This is a genomic window from Mesorhizobium sp. IMUNJ 23232, from assembly GCF_044326205.1.
Classification (GTDB): Bacteria; Pseudomonadota; Alphaproteobacteria; order Rhizobiales; family Rhizobiaceae; genus Kumtagia.
The window spans coordinates 173,302-187,477 of the sequence record NZ_JBIRCY010000001.1; the positions used below are offsets into that span (position 1 = coordinate 173,302).

Here is a 14,176-nt window from a genome sequence, read left to right on the forward strand (position 1 = left end):
CGGCCACACTGAATGACCACTGTGGCTTGCCGACTTACTGATCCGTGATGATCTTGACCTTGTCGCCGGCCGACACCGACGCCACCGGCGACAGTGCGTTGAGCAGGCGGAACAGGTCGAGCTTGCGGTCGACTCCCACCATCTTCGCCGACAGCGTGCCGACGGTGTCGCCAGCCTTCACCGTAATGACCCGCACATGCAGCGGCTTCAGCGCAGCCTTCTCGCTGGCGCTCAGCGCCTTGAAGCTGCCGCCGACGGAACGCGCGATGACGTTGATGGTCGTATTGGCGACCGGCGCGGCGGTGAGCAGCCGGTAGACCTGACCGCCGACGCGGATGACCGTGATGTCGAACTGCCAGCCTTCGGCGCGTGCGCTGGCGATCGCCGCCTCATTGCCGTTGATCGTCTCGCTGCGCACGCTGGCGGCGTCCAGGCCGGTCACCCAGCCGGAGCGGATATAATCGGGCAGCGACACCTTGCGGTCGAGCGTCACCCCGTCGAAGCGGATCGCCACGTCTCCCGGTCCGGTAGCCGTGACGGCAGCGGCTGTGTTGTCGATGACAAAATTCGTCGGCACCGAGAACGAGATACCGAGCCCCGGATGCAGGAAGGTGCTGCCGCGCACATAACCTTCTTCCGGCGTATCGCCGAAGAGCAGGCCATCGATGCCGGCCAGAAAGGAATCGCGCTCGGTGGCGCCGGTGCCCGGCTGGCCGAACTGCCTGGCATGCATGCGTGCAAGCTCGATGCGCTGCGGCGCGTTGGGATGGCTGGCGAGGAAGTCGAGGCTGGGATCGGTGGCGCCGCTGATCGAGCGGAAATTGCTGTAGTCGGCCATAGACTGCAGGAAGCGCGCCGCCGCATAAGGGTCGTAGCCGGCCAGCCCGCTGGTCTTGATGCCGATCGCGTCGGCTTCCAGTTCCTGGTTGCGTGAGAATTGCGCGAGCCTGAGCTTGCCGCGGATCAGCGCCACCTTGGCGGTCGGCGTCTCGCCGAGCACCTCGCCGACCACCTTGGTGGCGAGAACCTCCTCGGCCTCCTTCTGCTGGCGCGCCAGCCCGTGATTGGCGGTGACGTGGCCCATCTCGTGGGCGATCACCGCCGCCAGCTCGGCGGAATCGTTGGCCAGCGCCAGCAGGCCGCGCGTCACGTAGAGGTAGCCGCCCGGCAGCGCGAAGGCGTTGACGTTGGGCGAATTGAGGATGGTGATGCGGTAGGTCTGCGTCGGATTGTTCGAGACGGTGGTCAGGCTGCCGACCACTTTTGCGACCATCCGCTCCAGCTTCGGATCGGAATATTCACCGCCATAGGTGGCGAGAATGCGCGGATGCTGGGCACGCGCCAATTCCGCCAGCCGGTCGTTGCGGGTGACGGTGTCGACCGTGACCGGCTTGTCCGAGGGCTGGAAATTCGATTCCTCGACGCTGCTCGGAAAGCTCTCGCAACCGGCCAGGAACGCAATCATCGCCAGCGCCGCCAGACGCCGGGCATTCGCACGCAGGAAGGCATACGAAACTTCGCGTCTGTTCAGGACGTCCGGCAGGGCAGATTCCTCTCGTTCTGTGGCCGCAGGCGAATCTCGCCTTCCCAGCGTTGCGCAGCTAGCCAATACGCATTCCGAACACAACGACGGAAAGGTAGCAAGGCCTCGTCTGCCTCGCAATTATGTCGGCTTCCGGGCGATTCTCGGCAATTCGTCTGCAGAGCCTGCTTCACCGATATAGCGCTGGAACGCAGCCGGTCCAGTTTTGCGGAAGAAATCGGCAGTTGGCCCTGCCCCGGCCACCTTGCCATCTTCGACGAATATCATATGGCCGGCCACCCGTCGCGCATCCTCGGGATGGTGCGTGACCAGCACGACGGTAAGGCCGCGTTCGGCCTGCAACGCCGTGATCAGGTCCATCATGTCGTCACGCAGCGATGGGCCGAGCGCAGCAAATGGCTCATCCATCAACAGCACCGGGCGGTTGCGGACCAGCACGCGGGCAATCGCCACACGCTGCCGCTCGCCGCCGGAAAGTTCGCGCGGCAGCCGTTTTTCCTTGCCGGCAAGGCCGGTGCGCTGCAAGGCTTCGGCTATCGCCTGGTGATCTCCCGGCGACAGTTTCAACGACGGCGAACGGCCGAGGCTGACATTCTTCTCCACGCTTAGATGCGCGAAGAGGTTGTTTTCCTGGAAGACCATCGACACCGGCCGGCGGTCCGGTGGCAGATTGGTGACGTCCGTATCGCCGATCAGCACGCGCCCCGCCTCCGGCGTCCGGAAGCCGGCGATGATGTCGAGCAGCGTCGATTTTCCCGACCCGCTCGGCCCCATCACCGCAGTGATCGCCGCCGGCGGGATATCGACATCGAACCGCATCTCCATCTCCGGATAGCGGAAGCGCACGCCTTCGACGCGGATGCCGGCTTGCCTCATCGCACGGGCTCCCTGCCGAACCGGTCGGCGATCATCATCAGCGCCAGGCAAAGCAACCCGAGCAGCAGTGCAAGACCGGCGGCGTCGGCGGTGCGGTAGCTGCCCATGCGCGCCAGAAGCAGGTACGGCAGCGTCTGCACGGAATCGCTGCCGAACAGCGCGACCACGCCGAGATCGCCCAGCGACAGAGCCATGGCGAAGGCGCCGGCCGTGGCGAGAGCGCGTTTCATCACCGGCCAGTCGATCAGTTTCAGTCGCGTCCAGCCGAAGAGGCCAAGCGCCGCGCACAGCCGGTCGTGGCGCTCCGCCGCCGCGTCATGCGCGGGGCGGATGGCACGGATGGCGAATGGCATCGCCATGACGGCGTTGACGGTGGCGACCATCACCGGGGCTATTGCAAACACGTCGGTATAGTGGCGCACCAGCAGGAACCAGCCGGCACCGATGACGATCGGCGGCACGACAAGAACGAACCCCGCGCCGGTGTCCATTGCGCGTTCAAGCAGCGAGCCGGAATGCCGAGCAATTGCCAGGGCCCGGCGGGCGGCGACCAGCGACCAGGCCAGGGCGACGGAGAGGAAGGATGCTGCGAGCGCCAGCACGATGCTGGTAGCGGTCGCCTTCTGCACCGTCGTCTCTCCTGCAAGACGGACAAGGTCGGCCTGCAGACCTGAGATCAGAGTAGCCACCAGCGGCCCGGCGACGAAAAGCAACGCTGCTCCAAGCAGGATCGCATTGAATACCGTCTCGCCCTTGCCGGCTGCGGGCGGGCGCGGCGACGCGATGCTGAGATTGGCTTCGCCGGTCATGTTGGCGCCAAGACGCGACAGCGCGAAGACGGCAGCGACGGTCAGTATGATCTGCAAGGCCGTCAAGGTCACCGCGCGCGCCGGATCGAAGTCGAAGCGCAGCGCCTGGTAGATCGCGACCTCCAACGTCGTCGCACGTGGCCCGCCACCGAGCGTCAGCACCAGCGTAAACGAGGTGATGCAGAGCATGAACACCAGCCCGGCGACGCCGGGAAGAGCGGCGCGCAGCACCGGCCATTCGATGAAACGGAAGGACGGCACGGCGCGCATGCCGAGCTGGCTCGCCAGCCGCCATTGGTCGGAACTCACCGTGTTCAGCGCTTCGAGGAAGAGCCTTGTGGCTAGCGGCAGGTTGAAGAAGACATGCGCGACAAGGATGCCGGAAAGACCATAAATGCCCGACCAGTTGCCGCCAGTGAACCGGCCGAGCGGGCCGGCAAGGTAGCCGGCCCGGCCGAACAGTTCGAGCAGGCCCAGCGCGGCGACGATCGCGGGCAGCGCCAGCGGTAGCGCGAACAGCCGGAGAATCAAGGCCCGACCGGAGAATATGGGATGACGCGACAGCGCGCGGGCAAGCAGGATGGCCGGCGCAATCGACAGCAGCGTCGACAGCACCGCTTGCCATAACGTGAACAGCATGACGCGCAGCAGATAGCCGTCGAAGGCGGCGATGGCGCCCGTCCAGTCGCCAAAACCTTCGAGAACGAGCCCGAGAAACGCCCCACCGATCAGGATACCTATGCCGGCGAGGGCTGTAATGCCGGCAAGGACGCGGCGGTCGGGCTTGTGCGTTTCAGGCACGACGCGCCCTCGGACATGGTTGAACAATCTTGGAAGCTAACTTTCCTTCGCACCCCCCTCTGTCCTGTCGGACATCTCCCCCGCAAGGGGGGAGATTGGCCGGCCGCTCTGATTTCGCCAATCGCCAACGTTGCAGAACGGGCAGCTTCGCTGAAGCTGCCAATCTCCCCCCTTGCGGGGGGTGAGGAGTGGTCCGCGAAGCGGACGAAAAGCCAAAGATTTGGCTTTTCGAACGACGAGCGCCCGGAGCGAAAGCGAAGGGCGTCCGACAGGACAGAGGGGGGTGCGAAGGAACGACCACTTGGACGACTAGCGGATACGGCTTACTCGCTCATCGCCGCCAGCCACTCGTCGACCCAGGCCTTGCGGCTCTTCTCGACCTCGTCCGAACTGTAGATCAGCGTCTTTTCCGGCTTCACCAGCGTGTCGAAGGCGGCGTTGAGCGGCTTGTCGGTCTTCCCCGCCGGGAACATCCAATTGGTCTCGGGAATGACGTCCTGGAATTTCGGGCCGGTCATGAAGGCGAGGAACTGTTTTGCCAGCGGGTTGGCGGCGCCGACCGTCGTCATCCCTGCCACCTCGACCTGCAGGTAGTGACCTTCGGAAAACGGCGCGGCCTTGTACTTCTCGGTGCCCTCCGCGACGATGTGGTAGGCTGGCGAGGTGGTGTAGGACAGCACCATCGGCGCCTCGCCCTTGGTGAACAGGCCGTAGGCCTCGCTCCACCCCGGCGTGACGGTCAGCACGCGCTTCCTGAGCTTCGCCCAGGCCGCAGGCGCCTCGTCGCCATAGACCGAGCGCACCCACAGAAGCAGGCCGAGCCCAGGTGTCGCGGTGCGCGGATCCTGGATGACGATTTTTTGGGCCGGGTCTCCGTCCACGAGTTCGTGCAGGCTCTTCGGCGGATTAGCCAGCTTTTCGGAATCGTAGATGACTGCGAAGTAGCCGTAGTCGAAGGGCACAAAAGTGTCGTCGCTCCAGCCGCCGGGCACATTGACGGCGGACGTATCGACGCCCGACGGGGCGAACAGGCTGGTAGCCTTGGCGTCGGCGGTCAGGTTGGTGTCGAGGCCGAGCACGATGTCGGCCTTGGTGCCCACGCCTTCCAGCTTCACGCGGTTGAGCAGGGCGACGCCGTCGGCCACGCCGACGAATTTGAGGTCGCAGCCGCATTCGGCTTCAAAAGCCTTTTCCACCTGCGGGCCGGGCCCCCATTCGGCGGTGAAGCTCTCATAGGTGTAGACGGTGAGGGTTTTTTCCTGCGCGGCGGCGGGCGAAAGGCCGGCAGCGAGCAGCAGGGCCGGGAACAGAACAGTCGAAATCACGCGCATCGGCGCCTCCATCGTTTGAATTGAAGGGAATGGGCGCCGGACTGTCCGATCGCTTCTAATCCCTCCGCCGGTACGAGCCGGATCAGGTTCAGCGGGTTGGCGACGTCTGCCTCTCAGCCGGTCAGCGATCTCCCGCAGCCGGCACCCCGTTAGAGCGGGGCGGACCATAGGCCCGGCGGCGCATGCGCGCAAGCGGCTTTGTCGGCTTCCGTTTTCCGCTATCGCCGTGATAGAGCCCTGCCGCATGAGCCTTTTCACCATCCTGCTTGGCGGCGATCTTTTTCCCACGCCCGCCGTCGCGCGCCGGGTCGCGGGATCGCGCGTCATTGCGGCCGACGCGGGAATGAAGCACGCGGCGGTCCTCGGCATCGTGCCGGAACTGTGGGTGGGTGATTTCGATTCCGAGCCGGAGACGCTGCCGGATCATCTGAAGGCGGTCCAGCGCCAGGGTTTTCCGCGCGAAAAGGACAAGACGGACGGCGAGCTTGCCGCCGACATTGCGCTATCGCTGGGCGCCACCTCGCTGCTGCTGGTCGGCGCCTTCGGGGGCACGCGCAGCGACCACGAATTCCTGCATCTGACGCTGGCCATCCGCCTGGCGGAGAAGGGAATCCCGGTCGTCCTGACCAGCGGCACGCAGGAGGGGTTTCCGCTCAGTGGCAGGTCCGAATTCTCCTATCCGAACAATACCTTGTTCAGCGTCATCGCGTTCTCGGAACTCTCGGGCCTGACGGTGACCGGCGCCAAATGGCCGCTGCACGATGTCGAGGTGCCTTTCGGCTCGTCATGGACGATCTCCAACGAGACCGATGGACTTATGCAAGTCACCGTGCGGGGCGGCCGCGCCATGCTGATCGTTCATCCGCAACCGGCCGGACAGGAATAGAAAGACCGACATGGCTCCTCCGCTGCTTGCCCTCGACGGCATCCGCCTGACCTTCGGCGGCACGCCCTTGCTCGACGGTGCGGCCTTGTCGGCCTCGGCCGGCGACCGCATCGCGCTGGTCGGCCGCAATGGGTCGGGAAAATCGACGCTGCTGAAGATCGCCGCCGGGCTGATCGAGCCGCAGGACGGCGAGGTGTTCCGCCAGCCTTCGGCGACGATCCGCTATCTGCCGCAGATCCCCGACATGGAGGGTTTTGCCACGGTGCGGGCCTATGTCGAATCCGGCCTCGGGCCGGCCGACGACCCGTATCGCGCCACCTACCTGATGGAAAACCTCGGCCTGACGGGCGAGGAGGAGCCGGAAAACCTCTCTGGCGGCGAGGCGCGGCGTGCCGCCCTTGCCCGCGTGCTGGCGCCGCAGCCGGACATCGTGCTGCTCGACGAGCCGACCAACCATCTCGACCTCGAAACCATCGAATGGCTGGAGGACGAGATCAACCGCTCCAGTTCCGCCGTCATCGTCATCTCGCACGACCGCCGTTTCCTCGAGCGTGTCAGCCGCGCCACCGTCTGGCTGGACCGTGGCCAGACACGCCGGCTGGACCGGGGTTTTGCGCATTTCGAGGCCTGGCGCGACACGGTGCTGGAGGAAGAGGAACGCGACCAGCACAAGCTGGCGCGGCAGATCGTGCGCGAGGAGCACTGGCTGCGCTATGGCGTCACCGCGCGGCGCAAACGCAACATGCGAAGGCTGGGCGATTTGCAGGACATGCGCCAGCGCCTGCGCAGCCATCGCGGCCCGGAGGGCCTCGTCAATTTGGCTGCGACGGACGCTTCGGAATCCGGGAAACTGGTCATAGAGGCCAAGGGCATCGGCAAGCGCTACGGCGACCTCGTCGTCGTCGACAATTTCTCGACCCGCATCGCCCGCGGCGCGCGGATCGGCCTGGTCGGGCCGAACGGCGCCGGCAAGACGACGTTGTTGAAGATGCTGACCGGCGAGCTTGCGTCGGACAGCGGCTCGATCCGGCTCGGCGCAAATCTGGAGATCGCCACGCTCGACCAGAAGCGCGCGGTCGATCCCGACGAGACGCTCTCGCATTTCCTCACCGACGGTCGCGGCGACAACCTCGTCGTCAATGGCGAGGAGAAACACGTCGTCTCCTACATGAAGGACTTTTTGTTCAAGCCGGAGCAGGCGCGCACTCCGATCCGCGAGCTTTCCGGCGGCGAGCGGGCCAGGCTGATCCTGGCGCGTGTGCTGGCCCGTGCCTCCAACCTGCTGGTGCTGGACGAGCCGACCAACGACCTCGACATGGAGACGCTCGACCTGCTGCAGGAACTGGTGGCGGGTTATGCCGGCACGGTGCTTCTGGTCAGCCACGACCGCGACTTCCTCGACCGCACCGTCACCGGCATCATCGCCCCGGACGGCGGCGGGCGCTGGATCGAATATGCCGGCGGCTATTCCGACATGCTGGCGCAGCGCGGCGGCACGAAGCTGGCGGACCGCCGCAAGGATGCCAGGCCGGACGGCAGTTCCATGCCGAAGCCCGAGCCCGCGCAGCCGTCGTCAAAGGCGCCGGCGCAAAAACTCTCCTTCAAGCAGAAATTCGCGCTGGAGAACCTGCCGAAGAAGATGGAGGCCGTCGCGGCCTCGATCTCCGCGCTGGAGGACCGTATCTCCGACCCGGCCTTCTATACCCGCGATCCCGGTGGCTTCCAGAAAACCATCGCCGCGCTGGACAAGGAGCGCTCGACGCTCAAGGCGATGGAGGACGAATGGCTGGAACTCGAAATGCTGCGCGAGGAAATGGAAGGCTGACGTGCTGCGGCCTGCCCAGGCCCGCCAAGCCTCAGCCGGTCAGCCGCTGCCCGCCGCCTGCCAGGCCTTCAGCGCCTCGTCGAACACTTTCGTGCCGGGGATGCCCTTTTCCATCGTGAACAGCGCGCGGCGGCCGGATTTGTACTGAACCGGCACGTCAATCCACGACTGGCTGCGCAGCAGGCGGGTGTTCGCCTCGATCTCCGGCTTGCTGTCGTTCAGCGCGATCAGGAAGAAGCCGTCGGCGATCTTGGCCGGAATGCCGAGCAGCGGGCTGCCGGCTTCCTGTTCGGACCCCTTCAGCGACAGGCGAAGCACATTCTCGATGCCGCCGCCCTCGAAACCCTGCGGGGTCAGGAAGATCATCTCGACGATGTGGCTTGCCGGCAGCGTTTGGTCGGCGTTGCGGCGGATGGTCATGCGCAATTGCACGTCCTTGCCGGGGATCGTCGCCTCGGCGCGGATCGCCGGCTCGGGCGGCAGGTCGCCGCCCGGTGATTCCTGTACCAGCGACCAGACGATCGAGCCAGGCTCGGCGGACGCCTCGGAAACGTTGGTGCGCTCCTCGTAGAAAATTGCCTTCTGGCCGACAGCGACCGACTGCTCCTGCTGTGCCGGTTGAGCGGGCTGGACCGGCGGAACGGGCTCGGCTGCGGCCGGTGTCGTGCCCGCCTGGGCAGGATCGGCCGGCGGAGTGGGCGTCTCGGATGGCGTGGCGGGAGCGGCGGCCGTGTCCGGCGTTGCCGCCGCATCGGGCGTGGCCGGAGGAGTCGGCGTCTCTGCTGGTGTTGCCGGAGCGGCCGCTGCATCTGGCGCTACAGCAGCATCAGGCGCGGCAGGCGGCGTTTCAGGCGTTTCCGCCGTCGCGGCCGGAGTCTCCGTCGGCGTGGCCGGCTGCGGCGCAGTGGCAGGCGGCTCAACTGGCTCGGCTGCGGGCATGGACGGCTGGGTAACCGCAGCGACCGACGTTCCTTCGCCGATCGCCGCCGGTCCGCCGGCCGGGCCAGCATCGATTTCGGTGCCGTCGGGGCTGAGGCGCTGGGTGAATTTCTGCGGCCCGGCATCCACTGGCGCCGGCGCGGCGGCTTCTGGCGCCGGCTGGACGGGTTCGGGCGCCGTCGACGGCTGCACCGCGGCGACATCCGGAGCCGGGGTTTCGGCCGCCGGCGCGGTGGGTGCGGCCGCCGGCTCGTTCGAAGAGAGGTTCAGGCCGGTTATGCCGACGCGCGCCAGCAATTGCTCGACCTGGTCGCGCTTCAGCCAGGCCAGGTATCCGCCGCCGGCGAGAAGCGCCAGCACCACGAGCGCGACGACGAGGCCATAGCCGCGGCGGCGCTCCGGCTCCTCCTCGGGCGCGATCGTCTCGCCGTCTTCCTTTTCCGGCAGGAACGGAGGTTCGGCATCCTGCTGGGAAAAATTGTCGTCCTCGAATTCGGCAACCGGCTTGGGATTGTTGGCCGGGACCGGGAGGACCACCGGCACGGCGGCTTTTGGAGCCGGATCGGCCTTTGCATGAGCCGGCGGCGGCGTCTTTGCGGCCGGGGCGGCCGCAGGTGTCAGCACCGGCGGCTTCGCGGCCGGCACGGGAGGCGGCGCTTTTTCGGCAGCCGGAGCTTTCGCGGCCGGATCCCGCAGCGGAATGTGTGGAGCCGGGTTCTTCAGTGAGGCAAAGACGCTTTCCAGTTCACTCAGCGGGTCGGCCGGCTTGCTGCGCGCATATTCCTTCTCGACCTGGACGATTGCTTCTTCGAGCGCCTGCTTCTGCTTGGCGACCACGCCCTCCGGCAGCGGCGGATTCATTGCCGCCAGCTTTCCCGAAATGGTGATGCGCGCCTTCTCGTACACCTTCTCGCGCATCGCGGGCGTGGTGTCACTCAAGCCTTCCAGGGTCTTCTTCAGGACCGCTACGAAATCCGCCATTCTATCGTCGACCTGTGGACTGGATTGCCCGCGGCGCGCCGGCCGGCGGCGGCAGTTCGGGAATCGCCATAACTAATCTTGAAACGGGTCGGTCACAAGTATCGTGTCGTCCCGTTCCGGGCTGGTGGAAAGCAGCGCGACGGGCGCGCCGATCAGTTCCTCGATATATCGCACGTATTTCACCGCCTGGGCCGGCAATTCGGCCCAGCTTCTCGCCCCGGCCGTCGTTTGCGACCACCCTTCGAGGGTTTCATAGATCGGTTTAACCGCAGCTTGTGCCCGCATTGAGGCAGGAAGATAGTCGATTCTCTGCCCGTCAAGCTCGTAGCCGACGCACACCTTGATCTCCTTCAGGCCATCGAGCACGTCCAGCTTGGTCAGCGCTATGCCGGTTATGCCCGAGGTCTTGACCGTCTGGCGCACCAGCACCGCGTCGAACCAGCCGCAGCGGCGCGGGCGGCCTGTGTTGACGCCGACCTCACGGCCGACTGTCGCCAGATGGCGGCCGATCTCGTCGTCGAGCTCGCAAGGGAAAGGCCCCTCGCCGACGCGGGTCGTATAGGCCTTGGTGATGCCCAGCACGTAGTCGATCGCCGTCGGGCCGAGGCCGGAGCCTGCGGCTGCCTGTCCCGCAACCGTGTTCGACGAGGTGACGAACGGATAGGTACCGTGGTCGTTGTCAAGCAGGGCGCCTTGAGCGCCCTCGAAAAGGATGCGGGCGCCGGCGCGGCGGTTCTCGTCAAGCACGCGCCAGACCTGGTCCATGAAGGGCAGGATTTTGTCGGCGATCGAGGTCAGTTCCTCGCGGATCGCCGCCGCCTCGACCTCGGCGAGCCCCATGCCGCGCCGCAACGCGTTATGATGGGTGAGCAGCCGCTCGATCTTGAGCATCAGCGTCTCGGGCTCGGCGAGGTCGATCAGCCGGATCGAGCGACGGCCGACCTTGTCCTCATAGGCCGGACCGATGCCGCGCCGCGTCGTGCCGATCTTGAGGGCGGAATTGGAGTCCTCGCGAAAACCGTCGAGTTCGCGGTGCAGCGACAGGATGAGCGGCGCATTGTCGGCGATGCGGAGTACTTCGGGGGTGATGGTGACGCCCTGCCCGCGAAGCTTTTCCACTTCCTGAACAAAATGATGCGGGTCGACGACCACGCCATTGCCGATGACCGACAGTTTGCCCTGGACCAGGCCGGAGGGAAGCAAAGCGAGCTTGTAGTTGACGCCGTCGATGACCAGCGTGTGGCCGGCATTGTGACCGCCATGGAAGCGCACGACCACATCGGCGCGATCGGCCAGCCAGTCGACGATCTTGCCCTTGCCTTCGTCGCCCCATTGCGAGCCGACGACCACCAGATTGGCCATGCTGTTTCCTTCCGATGTGCAGAACCCGCCCGGCAGGTGCCGGACAACAGGCTTCTATAACGGCAAGGTTTGGCGAGCGCGACCGTAGAAATCAGCCGAAATGGCGTGCAGGCACAATAATTTTCGGCTTTACTTGTCGCACGGACGAAGGCAGCGGTCTGGCCGCCGCCACCAGGCAAGGAGGAACTGAATGACCAACACGAAGATGACGGCCGAGATCGAAGGCAAAGCTGGCTTCATCGCGGCGCTTGACCAGAGCGGCGGGTCGACCCCCGGCGCACTGCGCCTCTATGGCGTACCGGAAACTGCCTACAGCGGCGACACCGAGATGTTCAAGCTGGTCCATGAGATGCGGGTGCGCATCATGACCGCGCCGGCCTTCACGGGCGACAAGATCCTGGCGGCCATCCTTTTCGAGCGCACGATGGACGGAGTGGCGCAGGGCAAGCCCGTCCCGTTGTTCCTGTGGGAGGATCGCAAGATCGTCCCGTTCCTCAAGGTCGACAGCGGGCTCGCGGCCGAGGCGGACGGTGTCAGCCTGATGAAGCCGATGCCCGGGCTTGAACCGCTGCTGGAGCGCGCCGTGAAAGCCGGCATCTTCGGCACAAAAATGCGTTCGGTCATCAACCTGCCGTCGAAGGCGGGCATCGCGGCAGTGGTCGCGCAGCAGTTCGACGTAGCCGCGCAGATCGCCGCCCATGGGCTGATGCCGATCATCGAGCCGGAAGTGTCGATCAAGAGTCCGGACAAGTCTGGCGCGGAAACGATCCTTCGAGAAGAAATCCTGAAAAAGCTCGACGCCCTGCCGCAGGATCGGAAAGTCATGCTGAAGCTGACGATCCCCGATACGCCGGATTTCTACGCGCCGCTGGTCAAGCATCCGCGCATCGCCAGGGTCGTGGCGCTGTCGGGCGGCTACGGCCGCGCCGACGCCTGCAAGCGGCTCGCCGCCAACCACGGCATGATCGCCAGTTTCTCGCGGGCATTGGCCGAAGACCTCCGGCATTCGATGAGCGACGCTGAATTCGACGCCGCGCTCAAGGAATCGATCGACGAAATCTACGCCGCCTCGACCCAAAAAGTCTGAGCCGAGGCGCAGGTAGCCGGCGTCCTAGACGCCGGCCACGTCGAATTTCAGCGGCTTGGCCGAGACGATCTTGGGGTTGGCGCGCAATTCGGCCAGCACATCCTCGGGGAACGGCGCGTCGAGATAGAGCAGCGCGATGGCGTCGCCGCCAGGCCGGTTGCGGCCGAGCTGGAAGTTGGCGATGTTGACGTTGTTCTTGCCGCAGATCGTGCCGAGCAGGCCGATGATGCCGGGCGCGTCGGGGTTGGTGGTGTAGAGCATGTGCTGTCCCACCTCTGCATCGAGGTTGATGCCTTTGATCTGGATGAAGCGCGGCTTGTGGTCGGAAAAGCAGGTGCCGGCGATCGAGCGGGTCTGCTTCTCGGTGGTCACCGTCAGCTTGATGTAGCCGTCGAACACGCCCGATTTGTCACGCTTGACCTCGGACAGCATGATGCCGCGCTCCTTCACCATGATCGGCGCCGACACCATGTTGACGTCGGCCACTTGCGGCCGGATCAGGCCGGCGAGCGCCGCGCTGATCAGGGCGCGCGTGTTCATGGCGGCGGTGGCGCCGTCGAACAGCAATTCGACCTCCTTGATCGGCTCTTCAGTGACCTGGCCGACGAAAGCGCCCAGCACTTCCGCGAGCTTGATGAACGGTTTCAGCCGCGGTGCTTCCTCCGCCGTGATCGACGGCATGTTGATGGCGTTGGAGACCGCGCCTTTGATCAAATAGTCGGACATCTGCTCGGCGACCTGCAGCGCGACGTTCTCCTGCGCCTCGCTGGTGGAGGCGCCGAGATGCGGCGTCGTCACCACATTCTCCATGCCGAACAGCGGGTGCTCGGTCGCCGGCTCGGTCTCGAACACGTCGATGCCCGCTCCCGCTACCTTGCCACTCTTCAGCGCCGCGATAAGATCCTTCTCGACGATGAGCCCGCCGCGCGCGCAGTTGATGATGCGGACGCCGTCCTTCATTTTTGCAATTGCCGACGCGTCAATGATGTTGCGGGTCTTGTCGGTCAGCGGCGTGTGCAGCGTGATGAAGTCGGCGCGATGGAACAGTTCGTCCAGTTCAACCTTCTCGACGCCGAGTTCGGTGGCGCGGCTTTCGGACAGGAACGGATCGTAGGCGACGACGTGCATCTTCAGGCCGACGCCGCGCGTCGCCACGATCGAGCCGATATTGCCACAGCCGACGATGCCGAGCGTCTTGCCCGTGATCTCGACGCCCATGAAGCGGTTCTTCTCCCACTTGCCCGCGTGGGTGGAAGCGTTGGCCTCGGGAATCTGGCGGGCCAGCGCGAACATCATGGCGATGGCGTGCTCGGCGGTGGTGATCGAATTGCCGAAGGGCGTGTTCATGACGATGATACCGCGCCGTGAGGCGGCGGGGATGTCGACATTGTCGACGCCGATGCCGGCGCGGCCGATCACCTTCAGATTGGTCGCGGCGGCGATCAGCTTTTCGGTGACTTTTGTCGCCGAGCGAATGGCGAGGCCGTCATAGTCGGCGATCTTTGCGAGCAAGGCATCCTTGTCCTTGCCGAGATCGGGCAGGTAGTCGACCTCGACGCCGCGATCCTTGAAGATCTGGACGGCGGTGGTGGAGAGTTTGTCGGAAACGAGAACGCGGGGCATGGCAGCTTCCTTTTGCCACCCTCCCCTTGAGGGGGAGGGTCGGACCGTAGGTCCGGGGTGAGGTGAATTCATCTGATATGGATGGGGATCACACCCCACCCCGACGCTTCGCG

Annotated in this window: 10 protein-coding genes and 1 riboswitch; of the genes, 3 read left to right on the top strand and 7 right to left on the bottom strand. The window is 65.4% G+C overall.

Annotated features, from left to right (window positions below):
- Positions 1 to 34 precede the first annotated feature (34 nt).
- The 4 genes from ACH196_RS00825 to thiB form a co-directional block, all read right to left on the bottom strand.
- Complete coding sequence (locus ACH196_RS00825) at positions 35 to 1,465, bottom strand: M48 family metalloprotease (RefSeq protein WP_396644091.1); 1,431 nt, start codon at positions 1,463 to 1,465, stop codon at positions 35 to 37.
- A gap of 198 nt (positions 1,466 to 1,663) precedes the next feature.
- Positions 1,664 to 2,419 carry a thiamine ABC transporter ATP-binding protein gene (gene thiQ / locus ACH196_RS00830; RefSeq protein WP_396644093.1) on the bottom strand — a complete coding sequence of 252 codons (756 nt, stop codon included), beginning with the start codon at positions 2,417 to 2,419 and terminating at the stop codon, positions 1,664 to 1,666.
- On the bottom strand, positions 2,416 to 4,029 hold the full coding sequence (thiP, locus tag ACH196_RS00835) for a thiamine/thiamine pyrophosphate ABC transporter permease (RefSeq protein ID WP_396644095.1): 1,614 nt from the start codon (positions 4,027 to 4,029) through the stop codon (positions 2,416 to 2,418). The genes thiQ and thiP overlap by 4 nt, the downstream gene beginning before the upstream one ends.
- 323 nt (positions 4,030 to 4,352) lie before the next feature.
- Positions 4,353 to 5,360: a thiamine ABC transporter substrate binding subunit gene (gene thiB / locus ACH196_RS00840; protein WP_396644096.1), complete on the bottom strand. Its 1,008-nt coding sequence runs from the start codon at positions 5,358 to 5,360 to the stop codon at positions 4,353 to 4,355.
- A gap of 42 nt (positions 5,361 to 5,402) precedes the next feature.
- Positions 5,403 to 5,519, bottom strand: a riboswitch (TPP riboswitch).
- An 85-nt stretch (positions 5,520 to 5,604) separates the two neighbouring features.
- On the opposite strand from thiB, the gene ACH196_RS00845 reads away from it, so the two are divergent.
- On the top strand, positions 5,605 to 6,246 hold the full coding sequence (locus tag ACH196_RS00845) for a thiamine diphosphokinase (RefSeq protein ID WP_396644097.1): 642 nt from the start codon (positions 5,605 to 5,607) through the stop codon (positions 6,244 to 6,246).
- 10 nt (positions 6,247 to 6,256) lie between these two features.
- Entirely contained in the window at positions 6,257 to 8,071 is a 1,815-nt protein-coding gene (locus tag ACH196_RS00850; protein ID WP_396644098.1) for an ABC-F family ATP-binding cassette domain-containing protein, read from the top strand.
- 39 nt (positions 8,072 to 8,110) lie between these two features.
- On the opposite strand, the gene ACH196_RS00855 is transcribed toward ACH196_RS00850, so the two are convergent.
- Together ACH196_RS00855 and ACH196_RS00860 are read right to left on the bottom strand one after the other, a co-directional pair.
- Positions 8,111 to 9,991: a hypothetical protein gene (locus tag ACH196_RS00855; protein ID WP_396644099.1), complete on the bottom strand. Its 1,881-nt coding sequence runs from the start codon at positions 9,989 to 9,991 to the stop codon at positions 8,111 to 8,113.
- A gap of 72 nt (positions 9,992 to 10,063) precedes the next feature.
- On the bottom strand, positions 10,064 to 11,353 hold the full coding sequence (locus ACH196_RS00860) for an adenylosuccinate synthase (RefSeq protein WP_396644101.1): 1,290 nt from the start codon (positions 11,351 to 11,353) through the stop codon (positions 10,064 to 10,066).
- A gap of 190 nt (positions 11,354 to 11,543) precedes the next feature.
- Here ACH196_RS00860 and ACH196_RS00865 point away from each other — a divergent pair, with 190 nt between their 5' ends.
- A complete protein-coding gene (locus ACH196_RS00865) occupies positions 11,544 to 12,440 on the top strand; it encodes a fructose bisphosphate aldolase (protein WP_396644103.1) in 897 nt (298 codons plus the stop codon).
- A 24-nt stretch (positions 12,441 to 12,464) separates the two neighbouring features.
- Here ACH196_RS00865 and serA read toward each other — a convergent pair whose 3' ends face one another.
- Positions 12,465 to 14,063, bottom strand: a complete 1,599-nt coding sequence (gene serA, locus ACH196_RS00870; protein ID WP_396644105.1) for a phosphoglycerate dehydrogenase — start codon at positions 14,061 to 14,063, stop codon at positions 12,465 to 12,467.
- Between the last annotated feature and the right edge of the window lie 113 nt (positions 14,064 to 14,176).